The sequence below is a fragment of the Achromobacter aegrifaciens genome (assembly GCF_902859965.1).
Lineage (GTDB): Bacteria > Pseudomonadota > Gammaproteobacteria > Burkholderiales > Burkholderiaceae_B > Achromobacter > Achromobacter aegrifaciens.
The window spans coordinates 745,481-768,722 of sequence record NZ_CADIKO010000002.1; the positions used below are offsets into that span (position 1 = coordinate 745,481).

Annotated in this window: 20 protein-coding genes; 11 read left to right on the top strand and 9 right to left on the bottom strand. The window is 67.7% G+C overall.

Annotated elements, in window-relative coordinates:
- Positions 1-97 precede the first annotated feature (97 nt).
- Positions 98-1,729 carry an ATP-binding cassette domain-containing protein gene (locus HV793_RS14615; RefSeq protein ID WP_119451554.1) on the top strand — a complete coding sequence of 544 codons (1,632 nt, stop codon included), beginning with the start codon at positions 98-100 and terminating at the stop codon, positions 1,727-1,729.
- A 31-nt stretch (positions 1,730-1,760) separates the two neighbouring features.
- Here the strand turns inward: HV793_RS14615 and HV793_RS14620 are convergent, their stop codons facing one another.
- Together HV793_RS14620 and HV793_RS14625 are read right to left on the bottom strand one after the other, a co-directional pair.
- Positions 1,761-3,353: a sulfatase family protein gene (locus HV793_RS14620; RefSeq protein WP_175213431.1), complete on the bottom strand. Its 1,593-nt coding sequence runs from the start codon at positions 3,351-3,353 to the stop codon at positions 1,761-1,763.
- Complete coding sequence (locus tag HV793_RS14625) at positions 3,350-4,312, bottom strand: Bug family tripartite tricarboxylate transporter substrate binding protein (protein WP_175213432.1); 963 nt, start codon at positions 4,310-4,312, stop codon at positions 3,350-3,352. The genes HV793_RS14620 and HV793_RS14625 overlap by 4 nt, the downstream gene beginning before the upstream one ends.
- A 143-nt stretch (positions 4,313-4,455) precedes the next feature.
- On the opposite strand from HV793_RS14625, the gene HV793_RS14630 reads away from it, so the two are divergent.
- The gene (locus tag HV793_RS14630; protein WP_175213433.1) at positions 4,456-5,406 is read left to right on the top strand and encodes a LysR substrate-binding domain-containing protein; all 951 of its coding nucleotides are present in this window, start codon (positions 4,456-4,458) and stop codon (positions 5,404-5,406) included.
- Here the strand turns inward: HV793_RS14630 and HV793_RS14635 are convergent.
- Positions 5,379-6,230 carry an IclR family transcriptional regulator gene (locus HV793_RS14635; RefSeq protein ID WP_175213434.1) on the bottom strand — a complete coding sequence of 284 codons (852 nt, stop codon included), beginning with the start codon at positions 6,228-6,230 and terminating at the stop codon, positions 5,379-5,381. The genes HV793_RS14630 and HV793_RS14635 overlap by 28 nt on opposite strands.
- A 112-nt stretch (positions 6,231-6,342) precedes the next feature.
- Between HV793_RS14635 and HV793_RS14640 the strand changes: the two genes are divergently transcribed.
- The 4 genes from HV793_RS14640 to HV793_RS14655 all read left to right on the top strand — a co-directional run bounded on the left by HV793_RS14640 (position 6,343) and on the right by HV793_RS14655 (position 12,345).
- Positions 6,343-8,697: a cytochrome P450/oxidoreductase gene (locus HV793_RS14640; RefSeq protein ID WP_175213435.1), complete on the top strand. Its 2,355-nt coding sequence runs from the start codon at positions 6,343-6,345 to the stop codon at positions 8,695-8,697.
- Between the two features lie 233 nt (positions 8,698-8,930).
- A complete protein-coding gene (gene asd, locus HV793_RS14645) occupies positions 8,931-9,794 on the top strand; it encodes an archaetidylserine decarboxylase (protein ID WP_175160481.1) in 864 nt (287 codons plus the stop codon).
- A gap of 103 nt (positions 9,795-9,897) precedes the next feature.
- Complete coding sequence (locus HV793_RS14650; protein WP_175213436.1) at positions 9,898-11,124, top strand: alpha-hydroxy acid oxidase; 1,227 nt, start codon at positions 9,898-9,900, stop codon at positions 11,122-11,124.
- 60 nt (positions 11,125-11,184) lie between these two features.
- Entirely contained in the window at positions 11,185-12,345 is a 1,161-nt protein-coding gene (locus HV793_RS14655; RefSeq protein ID WP_175213437.1) for a metallophosphoesterase, read from the top strand.
- A gap of 10 nt (positions 12,346-12,355) precedes the next feature.
- Here the strand turns inward: HV793_RS14655 and HV793_RS14660 are convergent, their stop codons facing one another.
- Positions 12,356-12,811 (bottom strand): Lrp/AsnC family transcriptional regulator, encoded by a 456-nt coding sequence (locus tag HV793_RS14660; protein ID WP_054454198.1) that lies wholly within the window; start codon positions 12,809-12,811, stop codon positions 12,356-12,358.
- Between the two features lie 91 nt (positions 12,812-12,902).
- On the opposite strand from HV793_RS14660, the gene HV793_RS14665 reads away from it, so the two are divergent.
- A complete protein-coding gene (locus tag HV793_RS14665) occupies positions 12,903-14,099 on the top strand; it encodes an MFS transporter (protein ID WP_119451562.1) in 1,197 nt (398 codons plus the stop codon).
- 29 nt (positions 14,100-14,128) lie between these two features.
- Here the strand turns inward: HV793_RS14665 and HV793_RS31105 are convergent, their stop codons facing one another.
- Positions 14,129-15,532 (bottom strand): sensor domain-containing diguanylate cyclase, encoded by a 1,404-nt coding sequence (locus tag HV793_RS31105; RefSeq protein WP_244958650.1) that lies wholly within the window; start codon positions 15,530-15,532, stop codon positions 14,129-14,131.
- A gap of 148 nt (positions 15,533-15,680) precedes the next feature.
- The gene (locus HV793_RS14675; RefSeq protein WP_119451563.1) at positions 15,681-16,502 is read right to left on the bottom strand and encodes a MetQ/NlpA family ABC transporter substrate-binding protein; all 822 of its coding nucleotides are present in this window, start codon (positions 16,500-16,502) and stop codon (positions 15,681-15,683) included.
- A gap of 159 nt (positions 16,503-16,661) precedes the next feature.
- On the opposite strand from HV793_RS14675, the gene rocD reads away from it, so the two are divergent.
- Complete coding sequence (gene rocD / locus HV793_RS14680) at positions 16,662-17,897, top strand: ornithine--oxo-acid transaminase (RefSeq protein WP_175213438.1); 1,236 nt, start codon at positions 16,662-16,664, stop codon at positions 17,895-17,897.
- Positions 17,897-18,859 carry an arginase gene (gene rocF / locus HV793_RS14685; RefSeq protein WP_054454192.1) on the top strand — a complete coding sequence of 321 codons (963 nt, stop codon included), beginning with the start codon at positions 17,897-17,899 and terminating at the stop codon, positions 18,857-18,859. Before rocD ends, rocF begins: the two co-directional genes overlap by 1 nt.
- A gap of 16 nt (positions 18,860-18,875) precedes the next feature.
- Here the strand turns inward: rocF and HV793_RS14690 are convergent, their stop codons facing one another.
- On the bottom strand, positions 18,876-19,616 hold the full coding sequence (locus tag HV793_RS14690) for an IclR family transcriptional regulator (RefSeq protein ID WP_054454190.1): 741 nt from the start codon (positions 19,614-19,616) through the stop codon (positions 18,876-18,878).
- 231 nt (positions 19,617-19,847) lie between these two features.
- Here HV793_RS14690 and HV793_RS14695 point away from each other — a divergent pair, with 231 nt between their 5' ends.
- Positions 19,848-21,056, top strand: a complete 1,209-nt coding sequence (locus tag HV793_RS14695) for an ABC transporter substrate-binding protein (RefSeq protein WP_175160468.1) — start codon at positions 19,848-19,850, stop codon at positions 21,054-21,056.
- Positions 21,057-21,117: 61 nt separating this feature from the next.
- Positions 21,118-22,176 (top strand): alcohol dehydrogenase, encoded by a 1,059-nt coding sequence (locus HV793_RS14700; RefSeq protein WP_054454185.1) that lies wholly within the window; start codon positions 21,118-21,120, stop codon positions 22,174-22,176.
- A 1-nt stretch (position 22,177) separates the two neighbouring features.
- Here HV793_RS14700 and HV793_RS14705 read toward each other — a convergent pair whose 3' ends face one another.
- On the bottom strand, positions 22,178-22,693 hold the full coding sequence (locus HV793_RS14705) for an RES family NAD+ phosphorylase (RefSeq protein ID WP_054454184.1): 516 nt from the start codon (positions 22,691-22,693) through the stop codon (positions 22,178-22,180).
- A complete protein-coding gene (gene parS / locus HV793_RS14710) occupies positions 22,690-23,157 on the bottom strand; it encodes a type II RES/Xre toxin-antitoxin system antitoxin (protein WP_054454182.1) in 468 nt (155 codons plus the stop codon). The genes HV793_RS14705 and parS overlap by 4 nt, the downstream gene beginning before the upstream one ends.
- Positions 23,158-23,242: the final 85 nt, after the last annotated feature.

Genomic DNA, 23,242 nt, shown 5'->3' on the forward strand with positions numbered 1-23,242 from the left:
GTCCGCCCGCCGCGCCGCCTGAGCGCCCTACTTCCCCGATTATTTTTCATTGCGCCTGGCCGGCGGGAATCCTGCCGCGTCCCCTGTTGCTCCATCCATGATCCGCTTCCAACAAGTTTCACTCATGCGCGGCGTCAAGCCCTTGCTCGACAAGGTCGACCTGCTGCTCAACCCCGGCGACAAGATCGGCCTGATCGGCGCCAACGGCGCCGGCAAGTCCAGCCTGTTCGGTCTCTTGCGCGGCACGCTGCACGCGGACCAGGGCGACCTGGACTATCCGGCCAGCTGGCGCATGGCCTATGTGGCGCAGGAAACGCCCGCGCTCGACCGCCCGGCCATCGAATACGCCATCGACGGCGACGTGACGCTGCGCAAGCTGGAGGCGGAACTGGCGCAGCTGGAAGCCGAACCGGAAAGCACGGAGAACGGCCTGCGCATGGCCGACATCTACGCCGCGCTGGCCGACGCCGACGCGTACACCGTGCATTCGCGCGCCGAACAGCTGCTGACTGGCCTGGGCTTCACGCAGGCGCAGATGCACCTGCCGTTGACGAGCTTTTCCGGCGGCTGGCGCATGCGCCTGAACCTGGCGCAGGCGCTGATGTGCCCGTCCGACCTGCTGCTGCTGGACGAGCCCACCAACCACCTGGATCTGGACGCCATCATCTGGCTGGAAGACTGGCTCAAGCGCTATCCGGGCACGCTCATCGTCATCTCGCATGACCGCGACTTCCTGGACGGCGTGGTCAACGTCATCGTCCATATCGACGAGCGCAAGCTCAAGCGCTATTCGGGCAACTATTCGTCCTTCGAGCGCCAGCGCGCCGCGCAGCTGGAGCTGGCGCAAGGCATGCTGGAAAAGCAGATGCGCCAACGCTCGCACCTGCAATCCTTCATCGACCGCTTCAAGGCCCAGGCCAGCAAGGCGCGCCAGGCGCAGAGCCGTATCAAGGCGCTGGCCCGCATGGAGGAAGTGGCGCCGCTGCGCGCGGCCGCCGAGTTCTCGTTCGAATTCCGCGAGCCCTTGCGCGCGCCCAACCCGCTCCTGACCATGGACGCGGTCAGCGCCGGGTATCGCGTCGCGGACGAGGAAACGGAAGTCGAGTCCGACAAGATCATCGTGTCGGGCATCAATTTTTCGCTGCAGGCGGGACAGCGCATCGGCCTGTTGGGCATCAACGGCGCGGGCAAGTCCACCTTCATCAAGACCATCGCGGGCGAACTTGCAACGCTGGCCGGCGAAGCGCAGTTCAACAAGGGGCTGTCCATCGGCTACTTCGCCCAGCACCAGGTGGAGATGCTGCGCCATGACGAATCGCCGCTATGGCACATGACGAAGATCGCGCCGACCGTGCGCGAGCAGGAGCTGCGCAACTTCCTGGGCAGCTTCAACTTCAACGGCAACATGGCCACCAGCTCCATCGCGCCGTTCTCCGGCGGCGAAAAGGCGCGGCTGGCGCTGGCCCTGATCGTGTGGCAGCGTCCCAATCTGCTGCTGCTGGACGAGCCCACCAACCACCTGGACCTGGAAACCCGCGAAGCGCTGACCACCGCGCTGGCGCAGTTCGAAGGCACGCTGATGCTGGTGTCGCACGACCGCCATCTGCTGCGCGCCACCACCGATGAATTCATCATCGTGGCCGACGGCGAAGTCAGCCCGTTTGACGGCGACCTGGACGACTACAAGGACTGGCTCTACAAGACCAAGCTGGCCGCCAAGGCCGCTTGAAGCCGGGCGCGGGCGGCCTGCCCGCGCCACCTCACGCCAGCGCGCTGGGATAGGGGCTGGTGTCGATGTGTTCCAGCATGCCGTAGGCCAGCCGTTCCAGCAGCCGCGCGCGGTCGGCGGCATGCGCGGGGTCTTCCCACAGGTTGCGCAGCTCGTGCGGGTCCTGATTCAGGTCATAGAGCTCGCCCCAGCGCGCGCCGTCGTAGACCGTGACGCGAAATCCGTCGGCCAGCAGCGTCCGGCAGCGGATGCGGCTGTTGAAGCCCAGTATCACGCGCTGCCCTTCTTCCTCGATCATCAGCGCGTCGCGCACGGCAGCCTCGCTTCCTCCGATGAGGCCTGCCATGTCGCGCCCCTGGATGCCGTTATAGGGCTGCACGCCAGCGCGCGCCAGCACCGTGGGCGCGACGTCGATGGTGCTGAGCAAGGCGTCGCTGGCCGCGCCCGCCGTTCGCGCCGCGGCGGGGTCGCGCCAGATGAACGGCACGCGGGTCAGGCCGCGGTAATGGATGGGCCCCTTCAGCATCAACTGATGGTCGCCCAGGTAATCCCCATGGTCGCTGGTGAAGATCACCACCGTATTGTCGGCCAGCCCCAGCGCGTCGAGTTCGGCCAGCACGCGGCCGATCTGGTTGTCGATGTTGGCGATCGACCCATAGTTCAGCGCCAGCGCTTCGCGAGCCTCGCGCTCGTTGCAGGAAAAGATCGCGGGCGTGTGCTTGACGGCCGTGCCCGCGTCGCGCTGCGCGCGCAGCCAGGCCACGTGCGGCGGCGGCGTACCCTGGCCGTGGAACGACGCGGGCAGCTCCATGTCCTCTGGCTTGTGCAGGTCCCAGAACCGCCCCGGCGGCGTGAAAGGATGGTGCGGATCCGGAAACGAGCATTGCAGGAAGAATGGCTGCCCGGAAGCCGCATAGCCGCGCAACGCCTCGATGCCGCGGTCGGCGATGTAGGCAGTGGGATAGAGTTCTTCTGGCACGCGCGTGCGCCAGGCCTGGCGGATGCGCGTCAGCTCGTATTCCGGCGCGGGGATGGCATGAGCCGGGCCGATCAGCGCCTCGACCTCGGGATGCTCGCGCCGCAGCCAATGTCGGTAGTGACCGTGCACGTCGTCGCTATGATCGTCGACCAGGTCCACCTGCTCGAAGCCGTAGTACGGATAGCTCAGATCGTGGTCGGGGCGTTCGAGCCACAGCTTGCGCTGCTCCTGGTCGTAGCGGCCGGGGTCGGGCTCGACCGCCTCGCGCGGCAATCTGTCTTCGGCGCGCACCGGCCACGATGGAGGTATGTCCGTCATGTTCTGCAGGTGCACCTTGCCGACCAGCGACGTGCCGTAGCCGGCTTCGCGCATGGCCTCGACGAAGGTGCGGCTGCGCAGCGACAGCGCGATGCCGTTGTGGCGCGCGCCATGCGCGGACGGATAGCGGCCGGTCATCAAACTGGCGCGGTTCGGCATGCAAATGGGCGTGGCCACGTGCATGTTGTCGGCGCGCCAACCCGACTCGGCCAGACGGTCCAGGTTGGGCGTGTGAACCACGCGGTTGCCATAGGACCCCAAATGGTCGGCGCGGTGCTGGTCGGTAATGAACAGCAGGAAGTTGACGGGCTTCGCAGCGGACGTCATTGCTTCGCTCCCGACATCTCCACGGCGGAACGCCAGGCCGGCATGTCGCGCTTGACCATGTCGCCGAAGGCATCGGGCGTCATGTAGATCGGCACCATGCCCAGCGGCTGCAAGGCCTGCGCGAATGCGCTGTCGGTCAGTACCGCCTCCAGGTCCGCGTTCAGTTTCTTCACCACTGCGGGCGGCGTGCCGGCGGGAGCGAACAGGCCGATCCACGACCGCACGGCGACTCCGGCGGCCACGTCCGAGAACAGCGGCACATCGGGCAGCGCTGCATACTTTTCAGTATTGGCCACGCCCAGCACCTTGACCTTGCCGGATGCGAGGAACGGAATGGCCGGCGCGATGCCGCCTATCATCAGCGGCACGTGGCCCGCGACCAGATCGGCCATCGCTGGCGCGGCGCCCTTATAAGGCGCGTGCACCACGTCCAGGCCGGCGGCGTGCTTCAACTGCTCCATTGCCAGCTGGTGCACCGTGCCCAGGCCGGGCGAGCCATAGGTGTACTTGCCGGGATTGGCCTTGATCAGTTTGACGGCATCCGCCAGCGTCGACGCTGGAAACTCGGCATTGGCCAGCAGCACCACCACGTTGTCCGCCACCAGGCCGACCGGCGCGAAATCGCGCACCGGGTCGTACGGCAGGCTGGAATACAGCGCGCTGTTAATGCCGTGCGTGTTGGTGGTGCCCATCAGCAGCGTATAGCCGTCGGGCGCGGCGCGCGCCACCATGGCCGCGGCGATGTTGCCGCCCGCGCCCGGCTTGTTCTCCACTACCAGCGTGTAGCCGCGCGGCTCCAGGCGCTGCGCCAGTTGGCGCGCCAGCACGTCCACCGCACCGCCGGGCGAGAACGGCGCCACGATCTGCACCGGCCGCGCCGGGTAGGTATCCGCAGCCGCCGCCGCACTCGCAATGCCACAGGCCCAGCTCGCGGCCAGGGCCATCCAGAACTTCTTCATGAATCGTCTCCATCCCGGCGTCCTTCCCGGCCCAGCCTGGGCAACGCCTGTCTTTCGTAGAGCGGCAAGTATGCCTAGCGCCCGGTGTCGGCGTGAAATGAAATAAACTGAACGATTCATAACCATTTGAATATGTATCGCCCATGCCTGACCGCGCCGGCACCCACCTCAAGCGACGTCATGCCGAACTGCTGGTCGCACTGGACGACGAACGCCACCTGGGGCGCGCGGCCGAAGGCCTGCATATGTCCCAGCCCGCCGCCTCCAAGGCGCTGGCGCAGCTGGAGGAACAGGTGGGCTACGCGCTATTCGAGCGCGGGACCCGGGGCACCCTGCCGACAAATGCCGGAATGGTTATGATCCGCCACGCCCGGCACAGCCTGGGCGCAGCCCAGCGCGTGGCGGCCGAACTGCGGGCCGCCGAAGAACGCGGCGCCAGCCTGCTGCGCCTGGGCACCCTGCCCTCGGCCGCGCCCCATCTGGCGCCGCAACTGATCGCCCATCTGCTGGGCCTGGCGCCGCGGCTGGAAGTGAAACTGGTGGAAGGCGCGCTCGGCGAACTCATGGACAAGCTGGCGCGCGACGAGCTGGACATCGTGCTGGGCCGCCTGGGCAGCCGCCTGCTGCCCGCGGACTGCGAGGTGATCCGTCTGCACGAAGAACCTATCCTGGTGGTGGCGCGCCCCGGCCATCCGCTGGCGGCAAGCGAGGCGCTCGCGGCCGCCGAACTGGCGCGCTGGCCCTGGGTGCTGCCGCTGGAAGCCACCATGATGCGCGAGCGTCTGGACGAGGCTTTCGTGCATGCCGGCGCGCACGCACCGGTTTCGAGTATCCAGTCCAATTCGCTGCTGGCCACCCTGGCCCTGCTAGCCCAGGACGATCGCCTGGCTGCCTTGCCCCAGGCGATTGCGCGCTACTGCGAGCGCCAAGGCAGCGTGACCGTGCTGCCGCTACGGCTGGACGCCAACTTCGGCGCCATCGGCGCCGTGGTCAACCGCAACACGGCCGGCATGCCGGTGGTGCAGGCGGCGATGGCGTGGCTGCGCGGCTTGTCGGCAGGCGCGAATCAGACCGCGCCGGACCCAGGCGCCTGATATCCCAGCAGCACGCTGGCGGCTTCGGCCTCGCGCCGTACCGCCTGCGCGATCGGGCCGTCCGCCGAGGCGTCGAATCCGCCCGTCGCGCCCAGCGCAGTCAGCGCGGCGCAGGGGCGGCCGTTGTGGTCCAGGAGCGGCGCCGACACCGCGCTGATGCCCTTCAGATTGGTGTCGCGCACCGTGGCGCAGCCGTCGGCCAGCACCTGGCGGCGCAGGCGGCCGATGGGGTCGGAGGCGTCCAGCAACGCCCGCATGTCGGCGGGCGCACGAGCCAGTTCGGCCTCGGCCAGTGCCCGCACCCGCGCATCGTCCTGCAAGGCCAGGAACACCCGCCCGGTGGCGGACCACAGCATGGACAGCACCGAGCCCATGCGCACGTTGACCGTCACCGGCAGGCCCGGTTCTTCAAAGCGCACGATGGTCGGCCCCTTGTTGCCCATGACCGCGATGAAGCAGGTCACTTCCAGGCCTTCGCGCAGGCGCACCAGGCTGGGCTCGGCCAGGCGGATGGGATCGGCCTGGCGCAGCGCGGCCAGGCCCAGCAGCATCGCTTCCAGTCCCAGGTAGTACTGTTGAGTGGCGGCATCCTGCGCCACCAGGCCCTCTTCCATCAGGCTGACCAGGTAGCGGTGCACTTTGGCGGGGCTTTCGTCCACCTGCGCGGCCAGCAGCGTGAGGCTGGCACGGCCGCCCAGCCGGCCCAACCCCTTCAGCACCGCCATGCCGGTTTCAGCGGCCTGCACGCGCTGGCGCCGTTCGCGCGGCCGGGGCGCGTCGGTAGTCTGGGCGGGGACGGACGAAGGTGCGGGAGTCTGGGTCATGGACGCGGGTTGGGAGCTGCCAGGCGGCTGCGGATGCAGCCCGGAGATTACCCCAATTGAATAATTACGCAATGCGTATATGATTTACGCAATTGTAATCCGGAGCGACGACATGGGCCACCCAACCACCCCTGCAACCCCCGCGCCCGCCAGTACCGGCGGCTGTCCCATCGACCATGCCGCGCTGGCGCGTGCCCAAGGCTGTCCGGTCAGCCCACGCGCCGCGGAATTCGATCCGTTCGGCGACGGCTACCAGCAGGACCCGCCCGAGTACGTGCGCTGGGCGCGCGAACAGGAACCCGTGTTCTACAGCCCCAAGCTGGGCTATTGGGTGGTCACGCGCTATGACGACATCAAGGCCGTGTTCCGCGACAACCACACCTACAGCCCCTCCATCGCGCTGGAAAAGATCACGCCGACCGGCCCCGAGGCCAACGCAGTGCTGGCCAGCTACGGCTACGCGATGAACCGCACCCTGGTCAACGAGGACGAACCGGCCCACATGCCGCGCCGCCGCGTGCTGATGGATCCGTTCACGCCGGACGAACTCAAGCACCACGAACCCATGGTGCGGCGCCTGACGCGCGAATACGTGGACCGTTTCATCAACGACGGCCGCGCCGACCTGGTCGACCAGATGCTGTGGGAAGTGCCCTTGACAGTCGCCCTGCACTTTCTGGGCGTGCCCGAGGAGGACATGGATCTGCTGCGCCAGTACTCCATCGCCCACACCGTCAATACCTGGGGCCGGCCCAAGCCGGAAGAACAGGTGGCGGTGGCGCATGCGGTAGGTAATTTCTGGCAACTGGCGGGCAAGATCCTGGACAAGATGCGCCAGGATCCCGATGCCCCGGGCTGGATGCAGTACGGCATCCGCAAGCAGAAGGACCATCCCGAGGTCGTCACCGACTCGTACCTGCATTCGATGATGATGGCCGGCATCGTCGCGGCGCATGAGACCACCGCCAACGCCTCGGCCAACGCCATCAAGCTGCTGCTGCAGCATCCCGACGCCTGGCGCGAACTGTGCGAGGACCCCGGCCTGCTGCCCAACGCGGTCGAGGAATGCCTGCGCCACAACGGCTCGGTCGCGGCCTGGCGCCGCCTGGCCACGCGCGACACCGAGATCGCCGGCGTGGCGATTCCCGCGGGCGCCAAGCTGCTGATCGTGTCCTCGTCGGCCAACCACGACGAACGCCATTTCGCCGACGCCGACTTCTTCGACATCCGCCGCGACAACGCCAGCGACCAGCTGACCTTCGGCTATGGCGCGCACCAGTGCATGGGCAAGAACCTGGCGCGCATGGAGATGCAGATCTTCCTGGAAGAGCTGACCCGCCGCCTGCCGCATATGCGCCTGGCCGAACAGCAGTTCACCTACGTGCCGAACACCTCGTTCCGCGGCCCCGAGCATCTGTGGGTGGAATGGAACCCGGCCGACAACCCCGAGCGCCGCGACGCCGCCCTGCTGGATCAGGTGCAGCCGGTGCGCATCGGCGAACCCTCGACCCACGCGATCAGCCGCAAGCTGGTGGTGACGCAGGTCACGGCCGCGGCCGACGGCATTGCGCGCATCCGGCTCGAATCGCCTGACGGCAAGCCGCTGCCGCGCTGGACGCCCGGGTCGCACATCGACGTCGAATGCGGCGACACGGGCCTTTCGCGCCAGTACTCGCTCTGCGGCGATCCGGCCGCCGCGAATGCATTGGAGATCGCCGTGCTCAAGGAAGCGGCAGGGCGCGGCGGTTCCGCCTGGATCCACCAGCACCTGCGCGCGGGCAGCATCGTGCGCGCACGCGGCCCGCGCAACCATTTCCGCATGGACGAAAGCGCCAAACGTCTGATCCTCATCGCCGGCGGCATCGGCATCACGCCCATCAGCGCCATGGCGCGCCGCGCGCGCGAGCTGGGCCTGGATTACGAACTGCACTACAGCGGACGCTCGCGCGCCTGCATGGCCATGCTGGACGAACTGCTGCAGCTGCATGGCGCGCGCCTGCATCTGCATATCAGCGAGGAAGGCAGCCGCAACGACTTCGCCGCCCTGCTGTCCCGTCCCGAGGCCGGCGTCCAGATCTACGCCTGCGGCCCCGAGCGCATGCTGGATGCCCTGCAAGCCGCCTGCGCCGCCTGGCCCGAGGACAGCCTGCGCGTGGAGCACTTCCATTCCACGCTCGCCACCCTGGACCCGTCCAAGGAACACGCCTTCGAGGCCGAGCTGAAGGACTCCGGCATCGTCGTGCAAGTGCCTGCCGACCAGACGCTGCTGAGCGCGCTGCGCAGCGCCAACATCGACGTGCAGAGCGATTGCGAGGAAGGTCTCTGCGGCTCCTGCGAGGTGCGCGTGCTGGGCGGCGCGGTCGATCACCGCGACGTGGTGCTGACCCGCGCCGAACGCGAGGCCGGCACCCGCATGATGGCTTGCTGCTCCCGCGCCCAGGGCAAGCGCATCGTGCTGGAGCTGTAGCGGCTGGCGTGCCTGCAATGTCGCGCCCTTGCGCCCGGCGGCGCATGCGCGCATTCATATGCCTGAAGTGCGCCTGAAAGCGGTAGAATTCACCCCTCTGCTCATCACCACATCGTCCCGCTGCAACGCGGGACGACGTTTTTTGACGCGGCCAGTCCCGGGCCTGAAGGCGGGCCCCTTGCGGGCCGGCCCGTGCCGCGGCCGGCCGCGGGGTAATTTCTCAGCGCTCCTAGATGCCGATCAAAGACCAACTATTCCTCGCCAGCCAGTATCTTGCCCCTCACCACCTGGTGTCGCGGCTCTTCGGGTACGCATCCGACTGCCGGGAACCCGCGGTCAAGAACTGGATGATTTCGCGCTTCGTCCGCCGCTATGGCGTGGACATGCGCGAGGCGCTGCAGGAAGACCCGCTGGCCTATGACTGCTTCAACGACTTCTTCACGCGGGCATTGAAAGAAGACGCGCGGCCCCTGGACGACGAGCCGGGCTCGGTGGTGTGTCCGGCCGACGGCGCCATCAGCCAGATGGGCGCTATCGAACATGGCCGCATCTTCCAGGCCAAGGGCCATAGCTACGGCCTGGCCGACCTGCTGGGCGGCGACGCCGAACGCGCGGCCCCGTTCCAGGGCGGCGAATTCGCCACCGTCTATCTGTCGCCCAAGGATTACCACCGCGTGCACATGCCGGTCGCCGGCACCCTGCGCGAAATGATCCACGTACCCGGCCGCCTGTTCTCGGTCAACCCGCTGACCGCCCGCAACGTGCCGCGCCTGTTCGCGCGGAACGAACGCGTGGTCTGCATCTTCGACACCGAGCACGGACCGATGGCCCTGGTGCTGGTGGGCGCCATGATCGTCGCGTCCATCGAGACGGTGTGGGCCGGCCTGGTCACGCCGCACAAGCGCCGCGTGAAAGCCACCCGCTACGACGACGCGGCGCGCGCCCCGATCCATCTGGCCAAGGGCGCGGAAATGGGCCGCTTCAAGCTGGGCTCCACCGCCATCGTGCTGTTCGGTCCCAACCAGATCCGCTGGGCCGACACGCCTTCCGTGCTGGGTCCGGTGCGCATGGGCGAACTGATGGCGCTGCCTGCGTAGATTTCTCCGCAAATATTCGATTTATTCGAAATTGGATGTCTAGTTTTATTCGCTTTATGCGATGAATCGGCGTTGCTAGATTACGGGCTTTTACCGGCCCGCCATGACATCCCTGCTCTCGTCCGCCGCCAGTCCCCGCGCCGCCTCGGCCGACCGCCCCTTGCCGCGCGCGCTGGCGCGCATGCTATCGCTGGACGACTTCGAGGCGGCGGCGAAACGCCGCCTGCCGCGCCCGATCTTCGGCTATGTCGCGGGCGCGGCCGAAGACAACCAGTCCCTGCGCGGCAACCGCAACGCCTTTACGCAGTACGCATTTTCGCCGCGCGTGCTGGTGGACGTGTCGCGCCGCACGCAGCAAACCGAACTCTTCGGCCGCCGCTATGCCTCGCCCTTCGGCATTGCTCCGATGGGCATCAGCGCGCTGTCGGCCTACCGCGGCGACATCGTGCTAGCCCACGCCGCGCGTGAGCAAGGCATACCCGCCATCCTAAGCGGTACGTCGCTGATCCCGCTGGAAGACGTCATCCGCGCGGCGCCCGGCACCTGGTTCCAGGCCTATCTGCCTGGCGATCCGCAGCGCATCGACGCGCTGGTCGAACGCGCCCGCCGCGCCGGCTACGAAACCCTGGTGCTGACGGTGGACATTCCCGTGTCGGCCAACCGCGAGAACAACGTGCGCACCGGCTTCTCCACCCCGCTCAAGCCCAGCCTGCGCCTGGCCTGGGATGGCTTGACGCGGCCGCGCTGGCTGGCCGGCACGTTCATGCGCACGCTGTTGGCCCATGGCATGCCGCATTTCGAGAACTCCTTTGCCACGCGCGGCGCGCCGATCGTGTCGTCGTCGGTGCTGCGCGACTTCAGCGCGCGCGATCACCTCAGCTGGGAACATGTGGCGCGCATCCGCCGCCAATGGCCAGGCACGCTGATCATCAAGGGCATCCTGCATCCGCAGGACGCGGCGCTGGCGCGCCAGCACGGCGCAGACGGCATCATCGTGTCCAACCATGGGGGCCGGCAATTGGACGGCGCGGTCTCGCCGCTGCGCGCCCTGCCCGCCGTCGCCGAGGCCGCCGGCAACATGACCGTGATGATGGACAGCGGCGTGCGCCGCGGCAGCGACGTGCTCAAAGCCCTGGCGCTGGGCGCGAGCTTCGTCTTCGTCGGCCGGCCCTTCAACTATGCGGCCGCAGTCGGCGGCGAGGCCGGCGTATCGCACGCCATCGGCCTGCTGCGCGCCGAGGTCGACCGCAACATGGCGATGCTGGGCATCAACCATGTACGGGAGATGGGACCGGATTTGCTCGTGCGGGAGTATCCGCACCCGGCATAGAATGGCGGTTCCCTTGCCCCGCGCGCGGCTGCTCCCGGCCTGGCGCGCCCCAGAGCCGCCGTGTCCCTACGCCAATCCTCATTCTTCCTGCGCTTCCTGACCCTGGGCGCCCTGGCTCACGTCTACGTGGGCGCCCGCCTGATCCCCGACGCCCAATTGGGCGGAGCGGGTTCCGCCGCCGCCATTCTTGCCTTGCTGCTGTCCTGCATCCTGATCCCGCTGGGGATGCTGGGGCGTTCGTCCGTGCACCCGCCCTGGGGCGACCGCATTGCCTGGGTCGGGCTGTTCGCGATGGGCCTGTTCTCGTCGCTGTTCGTGCTGACGGTGCTGCGCGACGCTTTGCTGCTGGTGACGTGGCTGGCGAATCTACTGATCGGCGCCGATCTGCCTTGGACCACGCTGCGCCGGGTCAGCGCCTGGGCCGTGCCCATATTGGCCCTCGCCGGAACATTGGTCGGCCTGTACAACGCCCGCAAGCGGGCGCGCGTGGTCGATGTGGACGTGCCCATCGCCGGCCTCGCGCCCGACCTGGACGGCTTCACCATCGTGCAGATCAGCGACATCCACGTCGGCCCGACCATCAAGAAACGCTACGTGCAGGCCATCGTCGACGCCGTCAATGAGCAGCTGCCGGACATGATTGCGATCACCGGCGACGTGGTCGACGGCAGCGTCGAGCAGCTTTCCGTACAGGCCAGCCCGCTGGGCCAGCTGCGCGCGCCCCATGGGGTCTATCTGGTGACCGGCAACCATGAATACTATTCGGGCGCCACGCCCTGGATCGCCGAGTTCCGCCGCATGGGGCTGCGCGTGCTGATGAACGAGCACGTGGTCATCCACCCCGCCGCCCTGCCCGTGGTGGTGGCGGGCATCACCGACTACAGCGCCGGCTCGTTCGATCCGCAGCATCGCAGCAATCCCAAGGCGGCGCTGGCGGGCGCGCCTGCCGACGCCATGCCCCGGATACTGCTGGCGCACCAACCGCGCAGCGCGGCGGCGGCCGAGCCACTCGGCTATACCCTGCAACTGTCCGGCCATACGCATGGCGGACAGTTCTTCCCATGGGGTTTCTTCGTGCGCTTCCAGCAGCCCTATACGGCCGGCCTGCATCGCCTGGGCAAGATGTGGATCTACATCAGCCGCGGCACGGGCTACTGGGGACCGCCCAAGCGCCTGGGCGCGCCCTCCGAGATCACGCGGCTGCGGCTGCGCGCGGCCTGAACGGCGCGGCTCAGCCGTTGTCCGGCAAGGGCCCGCGTTCCAGATAGCTGGTCAGGGCGATGTCGCTGGTGGTGTTGGTGATGCCGTCGATCTGATGGATGCGGGCCAGCAGCGCCTCCAGCGCCTGCGTATCACGCACGCGCACTTTCAGCAGCATGGCGCTCTTGCCGGTGATGGTGTGGATCTCTTCCACCTCGGTCAGCTCGGCCAGCCCCAGCACCTGCTGCGTAATGGTCCAGTTGTTGGTGTCCACGTGCACGAAGGCCAGCAGCGGCCGGCCGATGCGCGCGCCGTCCAGCTTGGCGGCAATGCCCTTGATCAGACCATCGCGCTTGAGGCGCTTGACCCGTTCATGCACGGCCGGGGCGGAGAGGTTCAGCATTTTGCCCAATTCGGCGTAGCTGGGGGAGGCATCGTCGGCCAGCAGCGTTAACAGCTTTCGGTCGCGGTCATCAAGATCAGGCATTGGAATCAGGTTCTGCCGAACGGCATTCGAACTTTTACGGAATAAGGAAATATAAGCGTTAACCCTTATTTTATTCCAATAAAATTTCGCGATGCAGAACCGTAGCACCCGCAGCGCCCGCCCCGCCTCTTCCGTCCCCGCCCTGATGTTCGCCGTCAGCGTCGTAGGCTCCAACGGCCTGGCGCTCAGTCCCATCCTGAGCGACGTGGCGCGCTCCTTTTCCACCTCGCCGCTGACCATCAGCACCGCCATTTCCGCCTATGGCGCGGCCACGGCCGCCAGCGCTTTCTTCCTGGCCGCACGCATCGACCGCATCGGCGTACGCCGCTCGCTGCTGGGCGCGATGGCGGTCCTGATCGCCGCGTTGATCCTGTCCGCCTGCGCGCCGCACTGGGTTGTGCTGACGCTGGCGCAAGCCTTGGCGGGCGCCGCTGCGGGGGTCATCCTGCCCGCCGCCTATGGATCTGCCGCGCTGATCGCGCCGCCTGGCCAGGAGGCGCGCACCCTGGGACGCGTCATCGCGGGCTGGTCGGTGTCGCTGGTGGCGGGCGTACCGCTGTCCGCGCTCATCTCCGACGCGGTGGGCTGGCGCGCCACCTACGCCACGCTGGCGCTCTGCGCCGCCATAGCCGTGCTTGGGCTACGCAAGCTGCCGGAACGCCGCGCCGGGAATCCCGCGCCGCTGCGCCTGTCGCGCCTGCTGGCGCCGCTGTCCTACCGCGACGTGCCCGCCCTGCTGTTGGGCTGCCTGGCGTTCTCGTCGGCCTTCTATGGCGTCTACGCCTTCCTGGCGGACCACGTGCGCGGCCTGCTCGCGCTGTCTGCGGGACAGGTGGGCTTCATCGCTTTCGCCTACGGAGCGGGGTTCCTGCTGGCGGGGGTGGCTGGCGCGCCGCTGATCGAGCGGCTGGGGCCGCGCCGCGCCTTGCCGTTGGCGCTGGGCGTGATCGCGCTGGTGTATCTGGGGCTGCTGCCGGCCGCGCATGCGTTGAGCGCGGTGCTGGCCATCGCCACGCTATGGGGCGCGGCCTCGCAGCTGAGCCTGAACCTGCTGGTGCTGCTGCTGTCGCGCGCCCGGCCCGAAGAGCGCGGCGCGGTGCTGGGGCTGAACACCTGCACCACCTACCTGGGCGCAAGCGTCGGTACCGCGATCGCCGGCACCATCTACACCCACGCGGGATTCGAAGCGCTGGGCCTGGCCGCGGCCTGCGCCCTGGCTGCCGCGGCGGTGGGCCTGCATTGGCGGCTCAATGGCCGGCGCTCGGCGCGCGGCCAGGCGGCTGCCTGAATGCCATAGGCTGGCGGCAGCAACATCGATCAGTTGCGATACTCCACCGCGCAATCCCTGCCCGACCGCTTGGCTTGATAAAGCGCGAAATCCGCACGGCGCAGCACGTCCGAGGCGGTGGCATCGCCGGGCAGAAAGCCCGCAATGCCGCCGCTCACCGACAGCGTCACCACCGCCCCATCGATATCCGCCGGATGCTGCCGCAGGCTGGTGCGCAGGCGCTCGCAGATCGCGCGCGCCACCGCCGCATCGGCGTCCGCCAGCAGCACCAGGAACTCCTCGCCGCCCAGCCGACCCACGGAATCGCCCTCGCGCAGACAGGCGCGCAGTTGATCGCAGAAATGCCGCAAGGCGATGTCGCCCCCCAGATGTCCATAGCGGTCGTTGACCTGCTTGAAGTAGTCCAGGTCCAGCATCAGCGCGGTGGTCGGACCGCCCGCGCCACGGCGGACGTCGGCCAGGCGCTCTTCCATCCGCTTGAGGATTTCGGCGCGATTCCAGCAGTCGGTCAGGCTATCCACCCGGGCCATGCGCTCCAGGGCGGCTTCCGCACGCCGGCTTTCGGTGACGTCCATGCCCAGGTTCACAACCTTGCCGTCGGGCAGCTTGACGTTGGACCAAAGCACCGACAATTGCTCGCCGTCGCGCGTGCGCGGCTGCCATTCGCGGAACGAGCGGTCGGGCCGCGCGACGACGCTGTCCATCGCACGATCCCGCACGGCCGGATCGGGGTAGAACAGCGCAAAAGGGTTCAGGCTCAGCTTGATCTCGGCTTCGGACCAGCCGAAGCGCCGCACACAGGCGTCGTTCCACAAGGTGCAGCGGCCGTCCTGGTCGAAGGCGTTGATCAGCACCGGCGCCGACCGGAACAGCGCCCCGAACTGCGCGATGACTTCGTTCAGCCGCGCCAGCTCGCGCTCGCGGGCGGCGGCGTCCAGCACAGCGTGCTGCGCGAAACTGGCGAGTATGGCTTGCGCGCTGACGTAGGCTGACGCATCGGCCAGTTCGCGCCTGAAGAGGAAAGCGATGTGACCACAGGCGACCCCGTTCGCGTCGAAAAGCGTACGCGCCACCCAGGCCCGCACGCGGGCTTCGGCCAGCCAGGGATTGTCTTGCGGCGTGTGATGCAGGCAGACATGCGAGGTCTGATCCGCCAGCCGTGCGTGCAAGGCGTCACCCGCGCCCGCGGGACCAGCCGCCAGGCCAGCGCCGCAACTGGCGCTGGCGATCAGTTCCGTCCCGCCGCTGGCGTCCTGCAGCCGCACCCAGGCGTAGTCCACGCCCATGTCCGCGGCCGCGCGGCTGACCAGCGTTTCGAAAAAGCCGGCCTGCGGCCCCGCCGCCAGAATCGCGCTCGCCGCGGCCAGGATGCGGCCGTCATCGACGGGCAGGACCTGGGCATGGGCGGCATCGTCGGACGATGGAATACGCATGGCGTGGGGCTCGAGAGTAGAGGGCGCGCCCTGCGGCGCAGCCAAGACGGCGCCTCATCTCCGGGCGGGAGGAAAATTGGGGCCAGTATACGAGCTATCCCTGAGCCGAACTGCCAAGAATCGTCAATGCCCACGCCCCCGCGCCCCGTTACCAGGGAAAGTCGATCAGATCGCCATAAAGGCTGCGCAGCTTGGCCTTCACTTCGGCCGAGTTCTGGTAGATCGAGATGAACTTCAACAGGCGCGGGTCCTGCGCGCCGGCCGGCGTGGCCACCCAGCGGATGGCATAGCGCCGCACATTGGCCGGATCGGTGTTGTCAAAGGCCAGGCCGTCCTTCTCGTTCAAGCCGGCCTGCTTGGCGAAGGTGGTGTACGTGACGGACGCGGTCACGTCGTCGAACGTGCGCGCCGACTGCGAGCCTTCGATCTGCACGAACTTCAGTTTCCTGGGATTGGACACCACGTCTTCCAGCGCGGCCTGGTGCGCCACGCCGGGCTTGAGTTTGATCAGGCCGATGGATTCCAGCAGCAACAGCGCCCGGCCCGTGTTGACCGGGTCGTTCGGCACCGCGATGGTCGCGCCGTCAGGCACGGCGTCGCCCTTCTTCAGCTTTTTGGAAAACAGGCCGATGGTGGTGGAATAGCCGTAGGCGATGGGCTTCAAGTCCGCGCCGCGGCGCTGGTTGAAGAGTTCCAGGAAGGGTTCATGCTGGAAGAAGTTCGCGTCCACCGAGCCATCGGCGACCGCGATGTTGGGCAGCACCCAATCGTTGAACTCCACCAGCTTGACCTCCAGGCCCTCTTTCCTGGCCTGGGCGATGGCGATCTCGGTGGCGGCATTGGCCACGCTGGGGATCACGCCGATGCGCAGCGGCTTGTCCTGCGCCATGGCGGCGGAGGCGCAGGCCAGCGCCAACCCGGCCGCGGCCGCGCAGCGGGTGAATTTCAGTAGCAGTTTGTGCAACAACATGAGAACCATCCAGGTAGGAAAACAGGGCATCGCCCTGCGCAGCCGCTATTGTGCAGCAGCCCGCGGCGTCGCCCGGCAATGGCCTTTGTCACGCAATGGCAATGCCGCGGACCGGATTGCGGCGCTAAGATGGCTGCAATACCTCCTCGGGAGACGCTCATGAGCGCGGTATTGAACAATCAGCCCGGCGCACCGTCCGCCGCCAGCCACCGCGACCGCGTCGAAGACCAGCTCGGCGCGCACAACTACCACCCACTGGATGTGGTCATCGCGCGCGGCAGCGGCGTCTGGCTTTACGACGTGGACGGCCGCAAGTACCTGGATTGCCTGTCGGCCTATTCCGCCGTCAACCAGGGGCACTGCCATCCCGCCATCCTGGCCGCGATGGCCGAGCAGGCGCAGAAGCTCACGCTGACCTCGCGCGCCTTCCGCCACGACCAGATGGCGCCGTTCTATGAAGACCTGGCGCGCCTGACCGGAGCGCACAAGATCCTGCCCATGAACAGCGGCGCGGAAGCCGTGGAAACCGCCATCAAGGCCGTGCGCAAATGGGGCTACGAAGTGCGCGGCGTGCCGGAAAACCAGGCCGAGATCATCGTCTGCGCCAACAACTTCCATGGCCGCACGCTGGGCATCGTGGGCTTCTCTACCGATCCCGACGCCTACGGCCACTATGGGCCGTTCGCGCCGGGGTTCAAGATCGTTCCCTTCGGCGATTACGACGCCTTCGACGCCGCCATCACGCCCAACACCGTGGCATTCCTGGTGGAACCGATACAGGGCGAAGCCGGCGTGGTCCTGCCGCCCGCGGGCTATTTCGCTCGGGTCCGCCAGCGCTGCACCGAACGCGGCATCACGCTGATCCTGGACGAGATCCAGACCGGCCTGGGCCGCACCGGCAAGCTGCTGGCCGAAGAACACGAAGGCATCGAAGCCGACGTCACCCTGATCGGCAAGGCGCTGTCGGGCGGCTTCTACCCCGTGTCGGCGGTGCTGTCCAACGCCGACGTGCTGGGCGTGTTCCAGCCCGGCCAGCACGGCAGCACCTTCGGCGGCAACCCGTTGGCCTGCGCCATCGCGCGCGCCGCGCTGCGCGTGCTGACCGAGGAAGGCATGATCGAAAACGCGGCCGCCATGGGCGCCTACTTCCTGGACCGCCTGCGCACCCTGCCCGGCCCCGTGCGCGAAGTGCGCGGTCGCGGCCTGATGCTGGCCGTGGAGCTGGAGGCCGATGCCGGCGGCGCGCGCCTGTGGTGCGAACGCCTGCAGGCACGCGGGATGCTGGTCAAGGACACGCACGGCCACACGCTGCGCCTGTCGCCGCCCCTGATCGTGACGCGCGAGCAGATCGACTGGGCCTGCGATCAATTGAGCGCGGTACTATCCGCCACTTGATGCACCCTACCGGAGTCCGCGACTTGCAGAACACCGCCAACCTGCCCCACCACATCACCCTGATCGGCGCGCCCACCGACATCGGCGCCGGCGCGCGCGGCGCGTCCATGGGGCCAGAAGCCCTGCGCGTGGCGGACCTGGGCCCGGTCATCGAGGCCCAGGGCTTCCAGGTGACCGACCGCGGCAACCTCTACGGCCCCGCCAATCCCTGGCTGCCGCCTACGGACGGCTACCGCCACCTGGACGAAGTCGCGGCATGGAACCGTGCAGTGCACGATGCCGTCTACGAGGAATTGAGCCAGGGCCGCTTGCCCATCCTGCTGGGCGGCGACCACTGCCTGGGCATAGGCTCGATCAGCGCGGTCGCGCGCCACTGCCGCGCAGCGGGCAAGAAGCTGCGCGTGCTGTGGCTGGACGCCCATGCCGACTTCAATACCAACGCGCTCACCCCCACGGGCAACATCCACGGCATGCCGGTGGCCTGCCTGTGCGGTTACGGCCCGGCGCAGATCACGGGCCTGTCCGGCCAGACTCCCGACATCGAGCCGGGCTGGGTACGGCAGATCGGCATCCGTAGCGTGGACCAGGGCGAAAAACGCCTGGTGCATGAGGCCGGCCTGGAAGTCTTCGACATGCGCTACCTCGACGAAATGGGCATGCGCGCCACCATGGAAGCGGCCTTGGCCGGGCTGGACGCCGACACGCACCTGCACGTGAGCTTCGACGTGGACTTCCTGGACCCGGAGATCGCGCCCGGCGTGGGCACCACCGTCCCCGGCGGCCCCACCTACCGCGAGGCCCAGCTATGCATGGAAATGATCGCCGATACCGGCCTCATGCGCTCGCTGGACGTGGTGGAACTGAACCCGGCCTTCGATGTGCGCAACAAGACCGCGGAACTGGCGGTGGACCTCATTGAAAGCCTGTTCGGCAAGTCGACCCTGATGCGCCGCGGTTCCTGAGCCGCTTGCGCGGCCCCTAAGCTTCCCGGCCGAGACGGATCGCTTCCGCCGTCTCGCTCAACAAGCGCAGGTTCTCTGCGCGCCTCTCGGCAACGCGCGACGTGGGTCCCGCCATGCACAGCGCGTACCATTCGCCGCCCAGATCCAGCGCCACCGCCAGCCCGGTCAGGTCCGCCACGCTTTCGCCGGCGTTCTCGGCCCAGCCCCTGGCCGCCGTCCGCTCGATTTCATCCAGCAGCGCCTGGCGTGTGAGCAGCGTGCGATCCGTATAGCGTTCGTACCCGACATCCTCCAGGATGCTCTCGCGCTCGGCCGACCCCAGCCGCGCAAGAATCGCCTTGGCCACGGCGCTGGTATGCAAAGGCCGCCGCACCCCGGGTCGGGTCGCGTAGTGCACCGGGTGCGTGGATTCCGCCATGTCCAGAAATAGCACCGCGCCGTCCTGGATCTTGCCCAGCATCACCGTTTCATTGGCCGCATCGCGCAGCGCGGCAAGCTGCGGACGCACCCGTTCCATCCAGGGGTCGCCCGATTGGATCAGCCCGCACAAGGCGTGCAGCTTGGGCGTGGGGTAGTAACCGGCGCGCCGCCGGACCTCGTACAGATAGCCCCGCGCCACCAGCGTACGCACCAGCGCCAGGCAGCTGGACATGGGCGCGCCCAGGCCTTGCGCCAGTTCGGTCAGCGGCATCGGCCGCCGCTCCTGGGCGAACAGTTCGATCAGTTCCAGCGTTCTTGCGACGAGCTTCACTTCCATGCGTCTACCCCTCGCGCGGCATTCCTCCAGCCGGCGCAAGCGCGCTTCGACTTGGGAAATCCACCATGTTGACTTTTCATATGTGCGAATCTAAATTCTTGCACAAGAATTTTCTTTCACCAATGTGAAATAATTTTCGGCCAGATGGAGAACTGGCGCCCCGCAAGCAGATACACAGCATCCCAACGAGACACCAATAATTCGGCCCTCATCGGGCCGGGAGGCAAGCAGATGCGTATCAAACCCCTGTTGGCGGCGCTGGCCGCCTCGCTGGCCGCCTGCGCGGCCCAAGCCCAAACCGACGTGGTTCGCCTGGGCGTATCCAACGACCGCTCCGGCATCTATTCCGACCTGGGCGGGCTGGGCTCCGAGATGGCCGTGCGCATGGCGGTCGAGGACTTCGGCGGCAAGGTCGCCGGCAAGACCGTCGAAGTCATAGGCGCGGACAACCAGAACAAGGCGGACGTGGCCTCGGCCCTGGTCCGCCGCTGGTTCGACACGCAAGGCCTGGTGGCCGTGGTGGACGGCGGCGCCAGCTCCGCGGGCCTGGCCGCCCAGGGCGTGGCGCGCGAAAAAGGCGGAACCGCCCTCATCAGCGGCGGCTTCGCCGGCGACTTCAGCGGCAAGCAGTGCAGCAATCTCAGCACGCAATGGGCGCCCGACACCTATGCCCTGGCCAATGCCGTGGTCAAGAGCGTGGTCGAAAGCGGCGGCAAGTCCTGGTACTTCATCACCACCGATTATGTCTTCGGCAAATCGCTGGAAGCCAACGCCTCGCGCTTCGTGGACAAGGCCGGCGGCAAGGTGCTGGGCAGCACGCGCCATCCCCTGGGCGCGCTGGATTTCGCTTCGTTCCTGGTGCAGGCGCAATCGTCCAAGGCCGACGTGGTGGGCCTGGCCAGCGCCGGCGGCGACCTGGTCAACCTGATCAAGCAGGCCCAGGAGTTCGGGTTGACCGGGGGCAAGCAGCGCATGCTGACCTTCCTGACCTTCATCAACGACGTGCAGGCGATGGGCCTGCCCGTGGCCCAAGGGCTGACCTTCCCCACCGGTTTCTATTGGGACGCGGACGAAGACACCCGGGCCTGGACCCAGCGCTGGCAGAAAAAGATGGGCGTGACGCGCGCGCCTTCCATCGTGCAGGCCCTGAGCTACGTCGCCACCACCCATTACCTGCAAGCCGCCCAGGCCGCCGGCACCTTCGACGGCGCGACAGTCAACCAGAAGATGCGCGAGTTGCCCATCACCACCAAACTGATCAAGAATGCCCGGGTGCGCCCCGAAGACGGCCGCGTCATCATGGATCTGTATCTGGTCGAAGTGAAGAAGCCCGCCGAATCCAAGTACCCCGGCGACTTCTACCGCATCCTGTCCACGGTGCCGGGCGAAAAGGTCTTCGTGTCCCTGGCGGACAGTGAATGCCCGACCGTGAAGAAATAGCCTTGCCACGCCGCGCCTGCCTCGCGGGCCGGCCGTAAAACCACCCAGGAGGAGACATCCCATGAAGTGCTATTGCGTCGTGAACTTCCGCGAGCCCTTGCAGGAAATGAACCAGCCCACGCCCACGCCGCAAGGGTCGCAGGTGCTGCTGAAGGTGCGCGCGGCTGGCGTTTGCCACAGCGATATCCACTTGTGGGAAGGCGGCTACGACCTGGGCCAGGGCCGCACGCTGTCGTTGAAGGACCGTGGCGTCTCGCTACCGCTCACCATGGGCCATGAAACCGTGGGCGCCGTCGTCTCCGCCGGTCCCGATGCCCAGGGACTGTCGGCCGACCGCAACTACCTGGTGTACCCCTGGATCGGCTGCGGCAACTGCCCGCCTTGCCTGGCCGGCATGGAAAACCACTGCTCCGCGCCCGCCTGCCTGGGCGTGCACCGCGCCGGCGGTTACGCCGACCACATCCTGGTGCCGCACCCGCGCTACCTGATCGACATCGGCGACCTCGATCCCGCGCAGATCGCGCCCTATGCCTGCTCGGGGCTCACCACCTACTCCGCGCTGAAGAAAATTGGCCCGGACATCTACCGTTCGCACCCCGTTGTCATCTTCGGCGCGGGCGGCCTGGGCCTCATGAGCCTGACGCTGATCAAGGCCCTGGGCGGCGCCGGCGCCATCGTCGTCGACATCGACCCCGCCAAGCGCCAGGCCGCGCTGGAAGCCGGCGCGCTCGCCGCCATCGACGGCGCCGCGCCGGACGCCGCGCAGCAGATCATCAAGGCGGCCGGCGGCAAACCCGCGCAGGCCGCCATCGACCTGGTCGGCGCGCCCGCGACTACCTCGCTTGCCTTTGACTTCCTGACCAAGGGCGGCAAGCTGATCATCGTGGGCCTGTTCGGCGGCGCATCGTCGTGGCCCATCGCGCTGATTCCCATGAAAGCCCTGTCCATCATCGGCAGCTACGTCGGCAACCTGACCGAACTGCAGGAACTGATGGAGCTGGTGCGGGCCGGCAAGGTGCCGCCCATGCCCGTGCACCGCCATGCGTTGGCCGAGGCCGACAGCGTGCTGGCATCGCTGCGGGCCGGCAAGGTCGTGGGCCGCGCGGTACTGACGGACTGAACTAGACGGGGCGCAGGCGCGGATCGTAGATGAAGCGTTCGCGCCGCACCACTACGATGTGCTCGGCGTCGGGGTGCGCCGGATTGATCAGGAAATTGCAGTCCGGCACGCCCCGGTAAGGCACGATGGCGCTGGGCAGTTCAAGCAGCGCCGACACGCCGGACTGCACCCAGTTGTCGCCCACCGCCTGCGACGCTTCCGCGAAGGGCACGGCATCCCAGAACGGGTAGTCCTCGTGCAACTGCGTCAGGCTCAGCGCCTGGCGGGCTTCGTGTACGGCGCGCGGCACCGCCAGTTCGATCAGATAGCGGTTGGCCTGTTCGGACGCGCGGGCCGCAAAATGCACCACCGTTTCCAGCGCCGCCAGCGCCACGCTGGCCGAGGCATAGACCACCGCCGTGCCCGGGCTGTTGTAGCGCCCGCCCACGGCCGCGGCGCCCGCCCCGCTCAGGTCGTCGGCGCGGTATTTGCCTGCGGTAGTCCCGATGCGCCAGATCGAAACGCTGTCGTCCGTCATGCGTAGACGCCCGCCGCGGCGCGCGCCAGCGTGTCCTCGACAATGCGGCTGCTGGCGTCGGAGGTCAGCAGCGACAGCGGCTTGACGTTGCCCAGGGCGGGCACTGGCGTGTTCAGCCAGGCGACGGCTTCTTCGTCGCTGCCCAGAACCTGGCGCGCCACCCGCGCCACCCGCGCGACGCGGGCCAGGCGGTCGGATTCGCCCAGCGGCAGCATCAGGCCTTCGCGGCTCCAGCGCGACAGCGAGGCCGCCTTGACCTCGGTGATGGCCATGATTTCCGACTTGGGCACTTGCAGGTAGTCGGCCGCGTCGTCGACCATCTGCGCAGGCAGGCCGCGGCGCACGTCGCGCGCCATGTCGACCAGGGGGCTGTCGACCAGGCTGCGGAACAACTGCTTGGCGCGCGCCGCCGCATGGCGGGACGGACGCTTGGCGGGGCTTTTTTCGAGGGCGGCTACGCTCATGGCCTGACTCCTGCAAGTCTGGGCGCCACGACTGCGGACGCACCAGAAATTCCAAATTGAATTCATGATATCCCATTTGGAAAGA

Excerpts from the sequence above, each read along its gene's own strand:
- HV793_RS14635 (WP_175213434.1), bottom strand. The coding sequence starts at position 6,230 with ATGACCCAGACTCCCGCACCTTCGTCCGTCCCCGCCCAGACTACCGAC.
- parS (WP_054454182.1), bottom strand. The coding sequence starts at position 23,157 with ATGAGCGTAGCCGCCCTCGAAAAAAGCCCCGCCAAGCGTCCGTCCCGC.
- HV793_RS14690 (WP_054454190.1), bottom strand. The coding sequence starts at position 19,616 with ATGGAAGTGAAGCTCGTCGCAAGAACGCTGGAACTGATCGAACTGTTC.
- HV793_RS14660 (WP_054454198.1), bottom strand. The coding sequence starts at position 12,811 with ATGCCTGATCTTGATGACCGCGACCGAAAGCTGTTAACGCTGCTGGCC.
- asd (WP_175160481.1), top strand. The coding sequence starts at position 8,931 with ATGCCGATCAAAGACCAACTATTCCTCGCCAGCCAGTATCTTGCCCCT.
- HV793_RS14705 (WP_054454184.1), bottom strand. The coding sequence starts at position 22,693 with ATGACGGACGACAGCGTTTCGATCTGGCGCATCGGGACTACCGCAGGC.
- HV793_RS14650 (WP_175213436.1), top strand. The coding sequence starts at position 9,898 with ATGACATCCCTGCTCTCGTCCGCCGCCAGTCCCCGCGCCGCCTCGGCC.
- HV793_RS14630 (WP_175213433.1), top strand. The coding sequence starts at position 4,456 with ATGCCTGACCGCGCCGGCACCCACCTCAAGCGACGTCATGCCGAACTG.
- HV793_RS14625 (WP_175213432.1), bottom strand. The coding sequence starts at position 4,312 with ATGAAGAAGTTCTGGATGGCCCTGGCCGCGAGCTGGGCCTGTGGCATT.
- HV793_RS14695 (WP_175160468.1), top strand. The coding sequence starts at position 19,848 with ATGCGTATCAAACCCCTGTTGGCGGCGCTGGCCGCCTCGCTGGCCGCC.
- HV793_RS14675 (WP_119451563.1), bottom strand. The coding sequence starts at position 16,502 with ATGTTGTTGCACAAACTGCTACTGAAATTCACCCGCTGCGCGGCCGCG.
- HV793_RS31105 (WP_244958650.1), bottom strand. The coding sequence starts at position 15,532 with ATGCGTATTCCATCGTCCGACGATGCCGCCCATGCCCAGGTCCTGCCC.
- HV793_RS14700 (WP_054454185.1), top strand. The coding sequence starts at position 21,118 with ATGAAGTGCTATTGCGTCGTGAACTTCCGCGAGCCCTTGCAGGAAATG.
- HV793_RS14665 (WP_119451562.1), top strand. The coding sequence starts at position 12,903 with ATGCAGAACCGTAGCACCCGCAGCGCCCGCCCCGCCTCTTCCGTCCCC.
- HV793_RS14620 (WP_175213431.1), bottom strand. The coding sequence starts at position 3,353 with ATGACGTCCGCTGCGAAGCCCGTCAACTTCCTGCTGTTCATTACCGAC.
- rocD (WP_175213438.1), top strand. The coding sequence starts at position 16,662 with ATGAGCGCGGTATTGAACAATCAGCCCGGCGCACCGTCCGCCGCCAGC.
- HV793_RS14640 (WP_175213435.1), top strand. The coding sequence starts at position 6,343 with ATGGGCCACCCAACCACCCCTGCAACCCCCGCGCCCGCCAGTACCGGC.
- rocF (WP_054454192.1), top strand. The coding sequence starts at position 17,897 with ATGCACCCTACCGGAGTCCGCGACTTGCAGAACACCGCCAACCTGCCC.
- HV793_RS14615 (WP_119451554.1), top strand. The coding sequence starts at position 98 with ATGATCCGCTTCCAACAAGTTTCACTCATGCGCGGCGTCAAGCCCTTG.